The 16,645-nt window shown below is 72.7% G+C and carries 15 protein-coding genes; 9 read left to right on the forward strand and 6 right to left on the reverse strand.

The features are described from left to right. The first annotated feature begins 138 nt into the window (after positions 1–138). The 3 genes from F5972_RS24465 to F5972_RS24475 are packed head-to-tail and all read left to right on the forward strand — an operon-like array spanning position 139 to position 4,520. Positions 139–354 (forward strand): heavy-metal-associated domain-containing protein, encoded by a 216-nt coding sequence (locus tag F5972_RS24465; protein WP_150936210.1) that lies wholly within the window; start codon positions 139–141, stop codon positions 352–354. After that, positions 351–1,466, forward strand: a complete 1,116-nt coding sequence (locus F5972_RS24470) for a flavin-containing monooxygenase (RefSeq protein ID WP_150936212.1) — start codon at positions 351–353, stop codon at positions 1,464–1,466. The genes F5972_RS24465 and F5972_RS24470 overlap by 4 nt, the downstream gene beginning before the upstream one ends. A 42-nt stretch (positions 1,467–1,508) precedes the next feature. Further along, the gene (locus F5972_RS24475; RefSeq protein ID WP_150936214.1) at positions 1,509–4,520 is read left to right on the forward strand and encodes an AfsR/SARP family transcriptional regulator; all 3,012 of its coding nucleotides are present in this window, start codon (positions 1,509–1,511) and stop codon (positions 4,518–4,520) included. 16 nt (positions 4,521–4,536) lie between these two features. Here the strand turns inward: F5972_RS24475 and F5972_RS24480 are convergent, their stop codons facing one another. Continuing rightward, a complete protein-coding gene (locus tag F5972_RS24480) occupies positions 4,537–4,791 on the reverse strand; it encodes a heavy-metal-associated domain-containing protein (RefSeq protein WP_191910296.1) in 255 nt (84 codons plus the stop codon). A 203-nt stretch (positions 4,792–4,994) separates the two neighbouring features. Here F5972_RS24480 and F5972_RS37455 point away from each other — a divergent pair, with 203 nt between their 5' ends. The 4 genes from F5972_RS37455 to F5972_RS24495 all read left to right on the forward strand — a co-directional run bounded on the left by F5972_RS37455 (position 4,995) and on the right by F5972_RS24495 (position 9,431). Beyond that, positions 4,995–5,150, forward strand: a complete 156-nt coding sequence (locus tag F5972_RS37455; RefSeq protein WP_191910297.1) for a hypothetical protein — start codon at positions 4,995–4,997, stop codon at positions 5,148–5,150. Between the two features lie 46 nt (positions 5,151–5,196). Beyond that, the gene (locus F5972_RS24485; RefSeq protein ID WP_150936218.1) at positions 5,197–5,997 is read left to right on the forward strand and encodes an ABC transporter ATP-binding protein; all 801 of its coding nucleotides are present in this window, start codon (positions 5,197–5,199) and stop codon (positions 5,995–5,997) included. A gap of 30 nt (positions 5,998–6,027) precedes the next feature. Further along, on the forward strand, positions 6,028–8,592 hold the full coding sequence (locus tag F5972_RS24490) for an ABC transporter permease (protein WP_150936220.1): 2,565 nt from the start codon (positions 6,028–6,030) through the stop codon (positions 8,590–8,592). Between the two features lie 185 nt (positions 8,593–8,777). Then, the gene (locus F5972_RS24495) at positions 8,778–9,431 is read left to right on the forward strand and encodes a hypothetical protein (RefSeq protein ID WP_150936221.1); all 654 of its coding nucleotides are present in this window, start codon (positions 8,778–8,780) and stop codon (positions 9,429–9,431) included. Positions 9,432–9,511: 80 nt separating this feature from the next. On the opposite strand, the gene F5972_RS24500 is transcribed toward F5972_RS24495, so the two are convergent. The 4 genes from F5972_RS24500 to F5972_RS24515 all read right to left on the reverse strand — a co-directional run bounded on the left by F5972_RS24500 (position 9,512) and on the right by F5972_RS24515 (position 13,420). Then, positions 9,512–10,156 carry a hypothetical protein gene (locus F5972_RS24500; protein ID WP_150936223.1) on the reverse strand — a complete coding sequence of 215 codons (645 nt, stop codon included), beginning with the start codon at positions 10,154–10,156 and terminating at the stop codon, positions 9,512–9,514. An 88-nt stretch (positions 10,157–10,244) separates the two neighbouring features. Then, the gene (locus F5972_RS24505) at positions 10,245–10,808 is read right to left on the reverse strand and encodes a hypothetical protein (RefSeq protein ID WP_150936226.1); all 564 of its coding nucleotides are present in this window, start codon (positions 10,806–10,808) and stop codon (positions 10,245–10,247) included. Continuing rightward, positions 10,805–12,532 (reverse strand): PHP domain-containing protein, encoded by a 1,728-nt coding sequence (locus tag F5972_RS24510; RefSeq protein WP_150936227.1) that lies wholly within the window; start codon positions 12,530–12,532, stop codon positions 10,805–10,807. The genes F5972_RS24505 and F5972_RS24510 overlap by 4 nt, the downstream gene beginning before the upstream one ends. A gap of 117 nt (positions 12,533–12,649) precedes the next feature. After that, positions 12,650–13,420 (reverse strand): aminoglycoside 3'-phosphotransferase, encoded by a 771-nt coding sequence (locus F5972_RS24515; RefSeq protein ID WP_150936229.1) that lies wholly within the window; start codon positions 13,418–13,420, stop codon positions 12,650–12,652. 73 nt (positions 13,421–13,493) lie between these two features. Here F5972_RS24515 and F5972_RS24520 point away from each other — a divergent pair, with 73 nt between their 5' ends. Beyond that, on the forward strand, positions 13,494–14,270 hold the full coding sequence (locus F5972_RS24520; protein ID WP_191910298.1) for an NAD(P)H-binding protein: 777 nt from the start codon (positions 13,494–13,496) through the stop codon (positions 14,268–14,270). 83 nt (positions 14,271–14,353) lie between these two features. Continuing rightward, complete coding sequence (locus F5972_RS24525) at positions 14,354–15,580, forward strand: glycoside hydrolase family 16 protein (protein WP_150936231.1); 1,227 nt, start codon at positions 14,354–14,356, stop codon at positions 15,578–15,580. A gap of 14 nt (positions 15,581–15,594) precedes the next feature. Here the strand turns inward: F5972_RS24525 and F5972_RS24530 are convergent, their stop codons facing one another. Beyond that, on the reverse strand, positions 15,595–16,335 hold the full coding sequence (locus F5972_RS24530; protein WP_150936233.1) for a hypothetical protein: 741 nt from the start codon (positions 16,333–16,335) through the stop codon (positions 15,595–15,597). Between the last annotated feature and the right edge of the window lie 310 nt (positions 16,336–16,645).

Raw genomic sequence — 16,645 nt, forward strand, 5'->3', positions numbered from 1 at the left:
CTTTCCCGCCGCTGTCCGCGGGCGGCACCGGGGGACAGTGGAGGACAGCAGCGGGGGACAGGAGACGGACAGCGGCGTACGGGAGGGTGCGAAACGTCCGGGTCGCACTCGGCGGCGCGGAACCCGAAGGAGTGAACGATGAACCAGCTTGTGTTGTCCGTCCCCACCATCAGTTGCGGTCACTGCGTGAAGGCGATCGCGGAGTCCGTCGGCGAGGTGCCGGGCGTCGGCTCGGTGGCCGTCGACTTCACCGCCAAGACCGTGCTGGTGACGGGCGCCGCCGACCCGGCCGCCGTTCGCGAGGCCATCGCCGAGGCCGGGTACGAGGTGGCGGATTGCGAGGTGGCACGATGAGCCCCCGCCCGGAGTACGACACGCTGATCGTCGGCGGCGGGCAGGCCGGGCTGGCGCTGGGCTACCACCTGCGCCGGGCCGGCCTGCGGTTCGCCATCCTCGACGCGAACAAGCGGGTGGGTGACGCCTGGCGGCACCGATGGGACTCGCTCACTCTGTTCACCCCGCGCCGGTACGACGCGCTGCCGGGTCTCCCCTTCCCGGGCGACCCGGACGGCCATCCCGGCAAGGACGAGGTCGCCGCCTACCTGGAGGAGTACGTGCGGCGCTTCGACCTCCCGGTCCGTCTGGAACACCAGGTCACCGCCGTACGGCCGTACGGGGAAAGACACCGGGAAAGGCACGGGGAAGGACACGGGGACGGGTTCCGGGTCGAGACCACGGCCGGGTCCTGCACGGCGGCCCGGGTGGTGGTCGCGGCGGGCGCGTTCCACACGCCCCGGACGCCCGCCTTCGCCTCCGGCCTCGCTCCGGAGGTGGTCCAGCTGCACAGCAGCGCCTATCGCCGCCCGGAGCAGCTTCCCATGGGGGAGGTCCTGGTCGTCGGGGCGGGCAATACGGGCGTGCAGATCGCCGAGGAACTGGCCGGCAGCGGGCGGCGGGTCCGGCTGTCCGCGCCGTCGCTGGGCCTGGCGTTGCCCCAGCGGATGCTCGGCCGGGACCTGTTCTGGTGGTTCTCCCGGCTCGGGTTCATGGACGTCCGCGCCGGCAGCCGGCTCGGGCGGCGCCTCAGAGGCCGGCCGGACATGATCATCGGTACGGACGTGAAGCGGCTGATGCGCCGGGTGGAACGGATGGAGCGCGTCGTGGGGGCCGAAGGGCCGGAGGTGCTCCTCGCGGGCGGGAGGCGCCTCCGTCCGGGCGCGGTCGTGTGGGCGACCGGATTCCGCCCGCACTATCCCTGGCTGCACGTGCCGGTGCTGGACGAGCGCGGCGCCCCGATGCACCAGGAGGGCGTCACCGAATGGCCCGGGCTGCACTTCCTCGGGCTGCCCTGGCAGAGCGCCCGCGGCTCGTCCGTCCTCGGCTGGATCGGCCGCGACGCGGCCGCCCTGGCCGGCCGCCTGACCACGTCGGCCGGTCAACCCGGCAAATCACTCATCGCCCCGTAATATTGGGCAATCTCCGCCGTCCGGGGAGGCAAGAGGAGTGACATGCGGGACACGGCTGTGACGTTCGCGGTCCTCGGGCCGACCGAGGTGCGGGTGGGCGGCGCAGGTCCCACGGCAAGTCTCGCGGCGGGTTCAGCGGCGGGTCCCAAGTCAAGTACAGCGGCGCTGCCGCCGTCCGTACGGGCCCTGCTCGCCCGGCTGGCGCTGTCCTGCGGCCGGGTGGTGCCGGTGGACAGCCTGACCGACGCGTTGTGGGGCGAGGACCTGCCGGCGGACGCGGCGAACGCGCTGCAGATCCGGGTGTCGAAGCTGCGCCGCGCTCTCGCAGCCGCCGGCCTGGGCGGGGACGTCCTGGTCACGCAGGCGCCCGGATACCGGCTGGCGGTGCCGCCGGAGTCCGTCGACGTCCACGTGTTCGAGCGGCTGCTCGTCTCGGCCCGTGAGGAGACGGCCGCCGGGAACGTCACCGCGGCCCTGGGCCGCCTGGACGAGGCGCTGCGGCTGTGGCGGGGGCCCGCGCTGGCCGACGTGGGCGCCACCGCGTGGGCGACGACCGAGAGCGCCCGGCTGGAGGAGCTGCGGCTGGGCGCGGTCGAGGACCGTTACGAGCTCCTGCTGGAGTCCGGCGGCCACAACGAGGCCGTCGCCGACATCGAACGCCTGGTCGCGCGGCACCCGCTGCGGGAACGGCTGCACCGCCTGCTGATGCTCGCGCTCTATCGCGGCGGGCGGCAGGCGGAGGCGCTGGCCGCCTACCAGGCGCTGCGGCGGGGGCTCGCCGACGAACTCGGGATCGATCCGTCGCCGGAGCTCCAGGCGCTCGCCGAGGCCATCCTCCGCCAGCAGGTGCCGTCCGCCGCCGCTCCGCCATCCATGCCGCCATCCGTCCCCCCGGCCACTTCACCGGCCGGCCCACCGCCCGCGCAGCTCACCCAGCGGCTGCCGCAGCGACTGACACGACGGTTGACGTCGGTGATCGGCCGTCAGGACGACATCGCGACGACGCTGGAACGCCTGGCGGAGGCACGGGTCGTGACGCTGACCGGCCCGGGCGGGATGGGCAAGACGACCCTCGCGTACGAGATCGCCCGCCACGTGGACGAGACGCTCGCCGACCGGGTGGTGCTGGTCCGCCTCGCGGCGCTGGAGCCCGGGACGGACGTCGCCGGCGCATTCGCCGCCGAACTGGGCGTCGCACCGCAGGGCGCGGCGCCGGCCGACGCTCTGGAGGAGCACCTGCGGGACGGCCGTCCGCTCCTGGTGGTCGACAACTGCGAGCACGTGGTGGACGAGGTGGCCGCCCTCGTGGAGCGGCTGGCCGCGGCCTGCCCCGGGCTGCGCGTGCTGGCCACCAGCCGGGAGGCGCTGGCGATCCCCGGTGAGGTCCAGGTCGCGGTGGGTCCGCTCGCCGTCCCCTCCGGTCCGATCACCGACGAACCGGAGAACGCCGGGCCGGCGGTGCGGCTCTTCGTGGAGCGGGCCCGCGCCGTACGGCCCTCGTTCACCCTCGACGCCGAGACGGCGCCCGTCGTCGCGTCCATCTGCCGTCGCCTCGACGGCATGCCGCTCGCCATCGAACTGGCCGCCGCCCGGGTGAAGGCGCTGTCTCCGGCCGACATCGAAGCCCGCCTGGCCGACAGGTTCTCCCTGCTGACGGCGGGACCGCGTACGGGCGAGGCCCGGCACCGCACGCTGCGCGCCACGCTCGACTGGAGTCACGACCTGCTGCCGGAGGCCGAGCGGCGGCTGCTGCGCCGCCTCGCGGTGTTCCGGGGCGGCTGGACGCCGGCCGCCGCCGAGGAGGTGTGCGCCTTCGACGGCATCGTCCGGGGCGAGGTGCTCGACCTGCTGTTCCGGCTGGTCGACCGGTCTCTCGTGGTGCCCGAGCCGGCCACCGGGCGGTTCCGGCTGCTCGTCACCGTACGCGACTACGCGTGGGCCCGTCTCGAGGAGGCCGGTGAGACCGGGACCTGCCGCGACCGTCATCTCGCCTGTTTCGCCCGCTACGCCGAGGAGCACGGCAGGCGGGTCAGGGACATCGCGGTCTTCGCGCGCCTGAGCGACGAGCACGACAACTTCCGCGCCGCCGTCGACCACGCCGTCGACAGCGGCGACGCCGAGAGCGGGTTCCGCCTGGCCTGCGCGCTCCTGTGGTTCTGGAACTACGGGCTGCGTCACGAGGGCACGCGGGCGCTGACCGCGCTGCTGGAGACCGGCGGCGGCTCCACCGGCGCACGGGCCCGCGCGCTGCAGGGCATCGGCCTCCTCCACGTCTACTATCCGACGCCCCACTCGGTGGCCGCCGCGGAGAAGAGCCTCGCCGTCTTCGAGGAGATCGGCGACGTGCCCAACGCCGCGATCTCCCGGCTCGTGGTGGCCTGGGCCGGCCAGTACGGCGGGGACCCCGAGCGCTGCCGCGCGATGGTCGCGCAGAGCCGCCGCGACCTCGGCGACTCCGACGACGGCTGGTGGCGGTTCATGACCCAGTATCTCGACTCGCTGCTGACCCTGCGCCTGGGCGACTTCGAGGCCGCGGTCAGGGAGTGGAGGTTCTGTCTCGAGCTGTCCCATTCGGCCGGCGACCGCATCATGGGCAGCGCGATCCTGGCGCATCTCGGCATCGCGCTGCGTGAGTCCGGGCGGCGGGAGGAGGCCCTGACGGTCCTCGGCGAGTCGGTCGACTGGGTGCGGGGCCAGGGGTCTCTCCACGGGCTGGCCTTCGCCCTCGTGCACACCGCCCACACCCGGCTCGACCTGGACGAGGGCGACGACGTCGCGGCGCTGCTCGCCCAGGCTCAGGACGTGGCGCGCCGGGCGTACAACCCCCGCTGCCAGGCGTGGGCGGCGTGGGGCCGCGCTCGCATGGCGTACGCCCGCGGCGACGCCGGGGCCGCCGTCCGCGAGTGCCGGGACGCGCTGGCGCTGCTGAAGGACGGCGAGTTCCCCTGGGCCAGGGCCCGGCTGTGGTCGTTCCTGGCCGCCTGCGCCGAGACGGCGGGCCTGCCGGACGAGGCCGCCCGCGCCCGGTCTACGGCCGCCGCGCTCACGACCTGAGCGGCGCTAACTCCGGTCAACCCGCGTCCGGCGGGAGGTGACGGCACCGGTCGCCCGCGAACCCCGCCGAGGCGAGCGTCGCCAGGAGCTCTCCGGAGTCCACTGACCCGCGTACGCGCAGAAGCCCTCCGGCGGCGTCGATCTCGAACGAGGCGATGCCGGGAACGTCCCGTACGTGCCTGCTGAGCAGGCGAACACACGTCCGGCACAGCAGGGCCGGCACCCGAATGCTCGTCGTCTCCGCCGCCCCCTGACGGCTTTCGTCTGCCATGCCGGAAAGCGTGCCGTCCTTCTCTGGCGGTCCGCTGTCCGCCCGCTGTCCGGCCCTTTCCGTTCCGGCCTGTCCGGCAGGGCCGGCGCGGGCCGGCGCGGGCCAGCGCATGGCCAGCCCGCGGACAGCCCGGACCGGGACTGTCGTGCTGTCACCCCGAAGCCGGACACAGCCCGGCACAACAGCCCGAACCGGAGGTCACCGTGAACCCCCTTCTTCCCGTCCTTCCCGAGCTGATCCACCTGCGGCACCACGAGCTGCTGCAGGAGGCGGAACAGCACCGGAGAACCTTCCCCGCCACCAGGCCCGTCCCCGCCGGCACGCGCCGGGCCCGGCGCCGCTGGCTCACCCTCCTCTGACCCGCGCACTCCGACCCCGCGAACCCTGAGACCCCAGGAGCTTTCCATGACCCTCACCGAGACTCTCACCGAGACTCTCACCGACAGATCCCCGCGTACCGCGGTCGCCGCGCTGGCCCGGGACGTCGTGAAGATCTACGGCCGCGGCGACACCGCCGTCCGCGCCCTCGACGGCGCCACCCTGTCGATCCCCGCCGGGCGGTTCACCGCCGTGATGGGGCCGTCCGGGTCGGGCAAGTCGACCCTGATGCACGCCCTGGCGGGCCTCGACACCGTGGACGAGGGCCAGGTGCTGATCGGGGACACCGACCTGGCCGGGCTGAGCGAGCGGCAGCGCACGCTGCTGCGCCGCGAGCATGTCGGCTTCGTGTTCCAAAGTTTCAACCTGGTGCCCACGCTGACCGCCGCCGAGAACATCGAACTGCCGCTGACCCTCGCCGGGCGGCGCGCCGACCAGGCCTGGATCGACGAGCTGGTCGAGATGCTCGGGCTGGCGGACCGGCTGCTGCATCGCCCGGCCGAGCTGTCCGGCGGGCAGCAGCAGCGGGTCGCCGTGGCGCGGGCGCTGGCCGCGCGGCCGCGGATCGTGTTCGCCGACGAGCCGACCGGCAACCTCGACTCGCGGGCGGGCGAGGCGCTGCTCGGCTTCCTTCGCCACGCCGCCCACGAGCTGGGCCAGACCATCGTCATGGTCACCCACGACGCGACCGCCGCGGCGTACGCCGACCGGGTGGTCTTCCTCGCCGACGGCCGCGTCGTCGGCGAGCTGCCCGACCCCACCGTCCCCGAGATCCTCTCGCGCATGGCCGGCCTCGGCTCCTCCGCGCGGTCCGGCACGGAGAAGTGAACAAGGAGAAGTGAAGGAGAAGTGATCGCCATGTGGCGTCTGATCATCCGCAACACCCTCGCACGCCGGGGCAGGCTCGCGCTGACCCTCCTCGCCGTCCTGCTCGGCGTCACCTTCGTCACCGGCAGCCTGGTGCTGACCGACACCTCCCAGCGGCTGCTCGACGAGCAGTTCCGTACGGCCACCGCGGGAGTCGACCTGACGATCCGGGAGGCCGTCGCGTTCGACTCGGCGATGGGCGTGGAGGTGGAACGCGACCCGCTGCCGGCCGAGATCGTCGAGAGGATCAGGGCCGTGCCCGGCGTGGCCGCCGCCACCCCCGTCGTACGCGGTCAGGGGCTGCTCGAAGCCGGGGGGAAGGCCATCGTGCCCTCGGGGCCGTCGCTGCTCGCCTCCTGGGAGCCCGCTCCCGTCGGGCCGTTCACCCTGCGGTCCGGGCGTGCGCCGGCCGCCGACGGAGAGGTCGTGGTCGACGCCGCGACCGCCCGGCAGCACCGCATCGGCATCGGTGCCGAGGTCACCGTGCGGGCCGAGCGGACGGCCCGGCTGCGCGTCGTGGGACTGGCCGGGTTCGCGCAGGCCGACGGGCTGCCGAACAGCACGGTGGCGCTGGTGGCACGGCCGGCCGCGCAGCGGCTGCTCGCCCTCGGCACGGACGTCTCCGAGGTCGCCGTCGTCGCCGCCGACGGCGCCGACGTCCAGCGGGTGCGCGGCGCCGTGAGCGCCGCGCTCGGCTCGCGGTACGAGGTCTCCTCCAGCCGCGACATCGCGGCGAGCAGCGCCGCCGCGGCGCAGAACCAGGTCTCCTACCTGCAGGTGATGCTGCTGGCCCTCGCGGCGGCGGCCCTGCTCGTCGGCGCGTTCCTCATCGCCAACACCTTCTCGATCGTCGTCACCCAGCGCACCCGGGAGCTCGCCGTGCTGCGCGCGGCCGGGGCGACCGGCGCCCAGGTCATGCGCTCGGTGCTGGGCGAGGCGTTGTTCGTGGGCGTGCTCGCCTCCGTCGCGGGCACCGGCCTCGGCATCGCCGTGGCGAGCGGGCTGCGCCGCCTCGCCGGAGCGTTCGGGATGACGCTGCCGGGCGGCGGGCTCGACGTCACCGCGCGGACCCTGGTCGTCTCGCTCGTGGTCGGCGTCGGCGTCACCGTCCTGTCGGCCCTGGGGCCGGCCCGCCGCGCCGCCCGGGTGGCCCCGGTCGAGGCCATGCGGCGTACGGCGGCCGAGGGCGTCGCCGGGCGGTCCGGCTGGGGCCGCACCACGATCCGCACCGTGGCCGGCGCGGTCCTCACCACACTCGGCCTGGCGGGGCCGGCGATCGTCCTGGCCGGGCCGGGCTCGGTCGTCGTGCTCGGCGGGGCGGCGGTGTGCGCCGTCGTGGGGCTGGCCCTGCTCGGGCCGGCGGTCACCCCGGGCATGGTCCGGCTGCTCGGACGGCCGCTCGCCGTGACCGGCGTCCCCGGACGGCTGGCGCGCGAGTCGGCCGCGCGGGCGCCCCGGCGCACCTCCGCGACCGCCCTGGCCCTCGCGTTCGGTCTCGCGCTGATCAGCTTCACCACCGTGCTGGGCGCCTCGATCAGGGAGTCGGCCGCGCGGTCGTACACCGAGGCGGTCTCCGCCGACTACGTGGTGGAGAGCGCGCGCAACGAGATGCTCGGCGGCCTGCCCGAGCACGCCTACCACCACGTGAGTGAGTTGCCGCAGGTCGCGGTGGCCTCGCGGATCCGTTACGGGCACTGGAAGGACGGGCAGACGACCGAGGCGCTGACGGCGGTCGACCCGGTCACGCTGCCCCGCGTCACCTCGCTGCACATGGTCGCCGGACGGCTGGACGCCCTTTCGGACAACACGGCGGGCGGCGGGATCGTCCTGGCCGCGAACGTCGCCAAGGAGCGGAACCTCACGGTCGGCGACAGCATCGCGATGACGTTCTCCCGTACGGGGACGCAGCGTCTCCGGGTCGTCGGGCTGCTGCGGGACCGCGACGCCCAGGCCCTGTCCACCAGTTACATCGTCTCGCTCGACACCTACCAGCGGAACTACAAGGAGCACGTCGACGCGAGCGTCTTCGTCAAGGTGGCCGACGGAGTGAGCGACGCCGAGGCCAGGAAGGCGATCGAGGGCGCCCTCGCGGACTCGCCGACCGCGCAGGTGCGCGACCAGGCGGCGGCGGTGGCCGGGCGGACTCTCATGATCGATCAGGTTCTGGGGCTGGTGACCGTGCTGCTGATGCTCACCGTCCTCATCGCGCTGATGGGCATCACGAACACGCTCGCCCTGTCGATCATCGAGCGGACCCGGGAGATCGGGCTGCTGCGGGCGGTCGGCATGACCGGCGCCCAGCTCCGCTGGATGATCCGCGGTGAGGCGGTCCTCGTCGCGGCGCTGGCGATCGTCGCCGGTGTCGCCCTGGGTGTCGCCTTCGCGGCCGGTACGGTCGCCGCGCTGGGCCGCACCAGCGAGGCCACGCTCATGCTGCCGGCCGGTCAGCTTCTGCTCGTTGTGGCCGTGGCCGCCTTGGCGGGGCTGCTGGCGGGGCTGCTGCCGGCCCGCCGCGCCGCCCGGCTCGACGTGCTCGCCGCGGTCGCCGCATCCTGACCCGCCACATCCTGACCGCCGCTTGGCTACGCGGAGAGGGAAACAGGCGGGGAGCGAAGGGTATGAGCGGGATGCGCTGCTTGTACCCAGGAGCGGCCGGAGCGGGGGTGGACCGGATGGGCGACGCCAGAGCAGGCAAAGGGAGGGCAGACAGAGGGAGGGCAGGGAAAGGGAGGCTCCGGGCGGTGGCGGAGTACGCCCGGTCCCTCGCCCTCGCCGTGCTCTTCGTCGCAGTGTCCGGTGTCGCGATGTCCGGTGTCACCGGCTCCGGCCACCTGGTCCCCGAGCTCGTGGAGCCGGTCTCGCGAACGGCTCTCGTGGCCCCGGCCGATCCCGGTCCCGGCCCCGGCCCTGGTCACGACGGCCATTCGTCCGGCTCGGCCCATCCGACCGGTGCGGGCCGCCCGGCCGGCGCGGCCGCCGCGGCTCATCCGGCCGCTCATCCGGCCGCTCATCCGGACGGCGTGCCACATGCCGAGGAACCCGGCCACATCAAGGGGCATCCCAAGAAGCACGGCATGAGGCACGGAAAAGGGCACGGTGGAGCGCACGGCGGCGGCTACAGCAGGGGGTACGGCGGTGGTGGTCAGCAGACGGGCGGAGTCAACTCGGCCGGCGCCCCCACGATGGACAGCCCGCCCTACCAGCTGAGCACGGGACGGCACAACGTGAACGCCCCGGCGGGCAACAGCGCCGTCGACTACTCCGGCGTCCAGCAGGTGTCGAGCGTCAGCGTCTACACCAACACGATCAACGGCAACTGCGGAAGCGGGGCCCGCAGCTGCTCCATCAACCAGAACCTCCAGAGCGCCGAGGACAGGGGCTACAGCGGGCGCTGAGTACAGAACGGCATGGAACGGGCGTCCTCCCACCGGGGAGGACACCCGTTCTCGCAGTTCAGAGCCGGATCAGGGGCGGATCAGAGCTCGCCGCTCTCAATCGCCTGCTTCAGGGCCGTCTGGAGCTGCTGGTGAGCCGCGGTGCCGTTCAGCGCGACGAAGTCGATCAGCGAGTCGTCCGCCTCGAAGGCGAGGTTCTCCGTCACCCGGGTCTTCCCACCGGGCAGCGGGGTGAACTCGATCTTCTGGTGCGTGACCACGTTGGGCTGCGACCAGCTGTCGGTCTCGTAGTAGAACCCGTCCGCGTGGAGGCGCTGCTGCGCGTGCGTCTTGCTCACCACGATCATGCCCTCGTACGGGATCTCCTCGATCGCCGTGAGGTTGCGGTAGAGCGTGGAAGTCGCCTTCCACTCCTTGTGCGTGACGACACGCTTCAGGAACGGGTTCTTGCCGATGTGGTTGTTGAAGTCCGAGTACTTGTAGAACGTCGCCGGCATCGGCGAGTCGATGTCGACGGAGATGCTGTTGACGACCCGGCTCCGGCCGGAACCGGACGCGGGCGGGGTGGCGTCGGTGAAGTGGTAGGTGTCGTACACGCTCTGCCATTCGAGGGCGATGTCGGCGTCGCTCTCGGTCGTGTCGGCGTGCGCGGGGGTGGTCAGGCTGGTGACGACGAAGGCGGCGGCGAACATCTGGGCCGCGACCACTCGCAAGATCTTTCTCACATGTACCTCAAAGAGCGAGGAAAAAGAGTACAAGTGATCATTGACCGTAATCGGCCCAAAATCCACTAGAGGTTCGATACCGAACCGATCACGACACGTGGTCGGCGCAGCAGGGGGTCGGGTCCGGCACCTCGGCCGGCGCGATCCGGGCGCCCGGAACCGGCCCCGAAGCAGGCATGGCGAGCAGGGTCATCAGGCCGTCCCGCCAGACCGGGCGGACATGGCCGTTGGTGACCAGGACCACGTCGTCGGCCGGAGGCTCGGGCTGGGCGAGCACGACCACCCGGTCGATCGCCGTCCGGTCCAGCAGCTCGCCGACCGTGAGCGTCCCCGGCAGGTCGTCGCCGCCGGGGAACAGCACGACCCGCCCGCTCGTACGGGCCGCGTGCTCGGCCGCCGCCACCGCCGCGCCCTCCGCGTCCGGCCCCGTACGGCTGTCGCCGAGGGCGGCCGACACCCCCTCGGGGAGCCGGGACCTCTCCAGGTGCCCGGCCAGCGTCAGCGAGCAGGCGACGTGCGGCAGGTCACCGGTGCGGACGAAGTGGGTGCAGCCGACGATCCCGGACGACAGGCCGAGCGCCTCCACCACCTGGTGGAGGAGATGCTCGGCCTGTGCCACCGTACGGGAGCCGTTGTCCAGACCGACGATCATCGGCGCGGCACGATCCAGACGGGGTTGCTGTAGAACCACAGGTCCTTCCAGGGGTCGGCGTCGCCGAGCACGTCCATCGCCGGGCCGTGCGGGTCCACCGACGGGCCGAGGAGGCCGGGGGCGACGCGGTTGCCGTCGGTGCCGCGCAGCCGCACGTAGACCGGGTGGTCGACGGCCCCCACCTGGTAGGTGAAGGTGACGGTTCCGCTGTTCTTCCCGACCTCGTACGACGTGACGACCTTGGTCTTCGGGGTGGTGAAGACGTCCTTGTCGGAGACCGGGCCGGTCACGTCGCCCTGGATGACGTCCACCCGGGCCAGCGTGGGGATGAACTGCGCCCAGTTGGGCTGGTTCGCCAGCGTGATCTGGATGGACACCTCGACCTTGGTGCCGGGGCGGACGGACAGCGTGTCGCCGAGCGTGACGCCGCCGCCGTTGCCGCGCGCCCGGGCGCGGACGACGAGGCCGCTGATCAGCCCGCCGTGGTCCACCCAGACGCGGCCCCGGCGGATGCCGTCCATGACCGCGCCGTACGCGAAGGAGGTCGCGCCGACGTGGGTGCGGCTGTAGTAGCCGGGCCAGAAGTCGCCGTTGGACAGGTTCGGCACGCCCTTGTAGACCGGGTCCTCGTATCGGCCGTTGGCGTTGAAGTCGCTGTTCGGCCCGCGGTCGCCGGCGTCGCCGTAGACGGTGTGCGAGTCCGAGTTGGCGGTGATCCACCATGGCCTGCCCTCGGCGAGCAGGCTGTCCCACAGGCCGCCGACGGTCGCGGTCATCCAGTCGAAGCCGCCGAAGGTCTTGTAGCTCTCCGCCGGATAGCCGGGGAAGGAGTCGGCGCTCGGGCTGTTGTCGTAGTAGCCCCGCCCGGAGCCGGGCCCGTTGGGCTTGGGGATGCCGGCGGCCTGGTGGCCCGGCGCGCCCTCCATGCCGACCGCGATCTCCGGCGCCGTGTCGCGCCAGGCGCGGATCTCGTGCGGCGAGTCGATGCCCTTGCGCGCGGGGTGGTTGGCCAGGAACAGCGCGTCCGGCACGCGGCGGCGCTTCACGGCCTGGGACAGGAAGTTCAGCCCCGCGACGGCGAGAGCCTCGTTCTGCGGCGTGCTCGCCGTGGCGCCCTTCACCGCGCCGTCGAAGGAGTTCTCGAACTCCTTCAGGGTCTCCACCTCGCCACGTCCCGGGGCGACGAACACCGTGCCGTGCTCGGCGGCCGGGATGTTCCACTCCAGGCCCTGGAAGACGAGGGTGTCCCTGACCGCCTGACGCGCCGCGACGATGTCGGGGTTGACCTTCTCCACGCCGATCTTGGCGTGGGTGACGCTGCCGTGGTCGGTGATGACCATCCAGTCGAGCCCGTACGCGTTGGCGTGCCGCACCTGGTCGACGACCCGGTACATGGCGTCGGAGCTGTACTGCGTGTGGATGTGGTGGTCACCCGCGAGCCACAGGAAGCCGTCCTTCGGCTCCCGGTCGTCACGGTCGTCACGGCCGGCGCCGGTCGCGGCGGCCGTGCCGGGGGCGCCGAGCACGGTCGCGGCGGTCAGGCCGGCGCCGAGCAGTCCGGCCCGCCGGAACATCTGACGGCGCGAGAGCTCACCCGGCGAAAGCGCCTCGTCGGGGATGTCCATGTCCACGACCGTCGCCATCTCCCCGGCATCGTGCCCGTGCCCGTGGTCGTGCCCGTGGCTGTGGGGATGGGGATGGGGGTGAGGGTGCCCCTCGCTCATGTGCGGTGCCCTTTCGTTCCGCCGGGGGGATCGCTCCGGCTCCGAATGCACCCTCGCGGCAACGGCTGAACCTCGCGTGAACATCGGAGACCGTCCAGGGAGCCGCGGCTTTACCGGTCAGGTGAGGTCCCACAGCAGGCGGTAGTAGGCGATGCGCTCCGGATCGGGGGCGACGCCGTACGCGTCGTACACCTCGCCGTCGTGGCCCGGGCCGTAGTTCCACTCGGTGCTCCAGGCGGCGACCGCGAGGTCGGCCCACCGGTCGGCCACGCCCAGCGAGCCGAGGTCGACGTGCCCGGCGAACGTCCCGTCGTCGTGCAGGAGGGTGTTGGGCGCGCAGGCGTCTCCATGACAGACGACGAGCCGGTCGGGGGCGGGCGGGCGGCCGAGACGCCGCGCCTCCGCCGGGCCGATGCGCTCGCCGGCTCGGCGGAGCCGGCGCTCCACTCCCCAGTCGTACGGGCACCGGGCCACCGGCAGCGCGTCGTGCAGCAGGCGCAGGCCCCGGCCGATCGCGGCCGCCGCGGTGGCGGGATCGGCGGTCCAGCGCGGATCCACCGCCGAACGGCCGGGAAGCGCGGCGGTGACGAGCCAGGCGCCGTCCGCGTCCGATCCGTACGCGAGCACCTTCGGGACGGCGGTCCACTGTCGTGCCCAGGTCAGGCGTTCCGCCTCGCCGGCCAGGTCGATCTCGGGTGTGCCGGCGGCGGCCCACTTGACGTACCTCGTGCCGCCCGTGCCTTCGCCTGTGCCGCCGAGCCGGAACGTGAGGCCGCCGACCTCGTTGCGCCAGACGGGGGTGACGGCGTCGCTCCCGGCGAGTTCGGCGACGACGCGCGGCACGTCGACGGGCCCGGCCGGAACCGAGGCGATGGGGGGACGGCTCACGACCGCCATTCTCGGTCATGAATCGGTCATAAAGCAGTGGCGGCCTCGTCCCGGCGAGCGGTTGACTCATCCCATGATCGTGATCTCCGCTGCCTCCGGCGCGCTCGGCCGCCTCGTCGTCGACCACCTGCGTACCCGTGCGGAGGTGGTGGCCGCGGTACGCGACCCCGGCCGGGCACCCGAGGGCGTGCCGGTCCGGCGTGGTGACTACGACGACCCGGCGAGCCTGCGTGAGGCGTTCGACGGGGCCACGCGTCTGCTGCTCGTCTCCTCGCCGGAACTCGACACCGCGCGCAGGATCGGACAGCACCTGAACGCCGTGGCCGCGGCCAAGGAGGTGGGGGTCGGCGCCGTCGTGTTCACGAGCTTCCTCGGGGCCGGCGTCGCCGCCACCGGCATGACGGAGGCCTACCACGCCACCGAGCAGGCGATACTCAGCAGCGGCCTGCCGTACACGATCCTGCGTCACCCCTTCTACAGTGACGCGTTCGTGCCGCGGGCCGACGACGGCGAGATCACCAGCAGCACCGGAGGCCGCGGGCTGAACACGGCGTTCCGGTCGGATCTCGCCGAGGCGGCGGCGAACGTCCTGACCGGCGAGGGGCATCTCGGCCGGGCGTACGACCTCACCGGGCCGCTGTGGAGCTATCCGGAGGTCGCGGAGGCGCTCGGCGTGCCCTACCGGGAAGTGCCCGACGCCGGTCCGGGGCCGATGAGCTGGATCAACGCGCAGGTACGCGCGGGAGCGCTGGAAGTGCAGACCGGCGATCTCGTACGGCTGCTCGGCAGGCCCGCGGAGACGGTCGCCGCGCGCGCCGCGAAGAGCCTGACCGAGCGCAACAAAAAGTAAACTTTACTATTGACAGCGCTGTGAAGTGGGTGTTGCATCGGCAACCACGCTCCGAATCTCTACCCCCCGGACCGGAGACCCCCATGCGCAGACCCCGGTTACTCCTGATCGCGGCGGCCCTGGCCGCCGGCCTGTCCGGCGCCCTGGGCGGCGTTCCCGGCGCCGAGCGGGCCGAGGCCGCCATCGGCCCCGTCACCTGGTCGGACGAGTTCAACGGCGCGGCGGGCAGCGCCGTCGACCCGGCGAAGTGGAAGTTCGACATCGGCGGTGGCGGCTGGGGCAACAACGAGCTGGAGTACTACACCGACTCCACCCGGAACGTGTACCAGGACGGGCAGGGTCACCTGGCCATCACCGCCCGCAAGGAGAACCCCGCCGGCTACCAGTGCCACTACGGCACCTGCCAGTACACCTCCGGCCGCATCCTGACGGCAGACAAGTTCAGCCAGGCGTACGGCCGCTTCGAGGCGAGCATCAAGATTCCCAAGGGTCAGGGCATCTGGCCGGCCTTCTGGATGCTCGGCGGCGGCAACTGGCCGAACACCGGTGAGATCGACATCATGGAGAACGTCGGCAACGCGCCGAACACGGTCTACGGCACCGTGCACGGCCCCGGCTACTCGGGCAGCGGCGGCGTCGGGGGCAACCGCACGATCGGCGCGCCCCTGGGCGACGGCTTCCACAACTACCGGGTCGACTGGTCGCCCGGCCTCATCGTCTGGTACCTCGACGGCGCGGAGTACTTCCGCGTCACACCGGCCGACATCCGCGGCAACCAGTGGGTGTTCGACCACCCCTTCTTCATGATCCTGAACGTCGCGGTCGGCGGCTACTGGCCGGGCAACCCCGACGCGACCACCGCGTTCCCGCAGACCATGCTGGTCGACTACGTCCGCGTGTCCGCCTGGAACAACGACGGGAGCGGCACCGGCACCGCGCTCAGGTCCGCCATGAACGGCCGCTGCGTGGACATCCCGAGCGCCAATCCCGCCGACGGCGCCCGGCTGCAGATGTACGACTGCAACGGCACCGTCGCGCAGCAGTGGACGGTGGGCGGCGACGGCACCGTGCGCGCGATGGGCAAGTGCATGGACGCCGCGGCGGCGGGCACCGCCAACGGCACGCCGATCCAGCTCTACACGTGCAACGGCACCGGAGCCCAGCGCTTCACCCTCACGCCGGCCGGAGACCTCGTCAACATCCAGGCCAACCGGTGCGTGGACATCGTGGACCGGGGCAGCGCGAACGGCGCCCTTCTGCAGCTCTGGGACTGCACCGGCGGGTCCAACCAGAAGTGGACCCGCGGCTGAGCGTCAGTGGCTCGTCAGTGCCCGTGGCCCTCTTCCTCGTCGTCGGCCGTGAGCGCCCCGCTGCCGGGTGCGGCCGGCAGGTAGACGTGCTGGTGCCCGCTGCCCGCGTCGACGCTGACCGCGTCGAGGGCGGTGGCGCCGACCGACCAGGTGAAGATCGCATCCATGCGCTGCCGGGCGGCGAGGGCCAGCATGTTCGTACGGGCCGGACCCGTGAGCGCCTGCGCGGCCACGTAGCTGTCGACGGTGGTGGCGAGCTGCCGTACGCCGGAGGCGAGGCCCGACCTCGCCAGGTTGGTGTACGTCTCGCCCGAGGGCGGGTCGGCGAACGACTGGACGGCGGCGGCGGTCGCCTGCCGCCAGTTCGCGATGTCGGCGCCGGTCGCCTTCTCGGGTTTCCCGCCCTCGGCGGAGCCAGAGGCGGCGGCAGAAGGGGCGGCAGAAGAGGGGGCAGCGGCGGGGAAGGCGGTGTCGCCCTCCACGGGCATCACGCGCTCCAGCCCCTCCAGCACGGGCACGAGCTTGTCGCGGGTGGTGCGGGCCAGTTCGGTCAGCTCCTTGATCTGCGCCTTGTCGCGGACGGCGTCCTCGGCGCGGATCCGGTTCACCGCCTGCTCGGTCGCGTCGGGCCGGGTCGCGGCGAACACCACGCCACCGGCCACCACAGCGCCGATCACGAACGCGGCCACCGGCGCGAGCACCCGGTTGCTCCTGGCCGGCTGCCGGATCACCGTCGGTTCGCTACGCCGGCTCATTGCTGCCACCTCCTGGTCGAAGTTCTCCGCTGAGAGTAATAGGCGGGGAGTAATAGGCGGAGCGTAATGGGGAGCGCCACCCGGAAGCGACACCGGGAGCAGAAATGGACGTCCGGAACGTGGAGTCAGACTCGCACACGTTCCGGACGTCCACGGCGTGCGGTGGGTCAGGTCTGGTTGAACAGGGAGAGGGTGAGGGTGGAGTGGTATTCGCCGGCGGCGACGTCGACGGGGGTGCGCAGGGCGAGGTCGGCGTTGACCTTCGAGGTGCCGATCTCGGTGGCGGAGTCGGCGGTGGAGACGAGGAGTT

The organism is Microbispora cellulosiformans (assembly GCF_008728085.1).
GTDB lineage: Bacteria > Actinomycetota > Actinomycetes > Streptosporangiales > Streptosporangiaceae > Microbispora > Microbispora amethystogenes.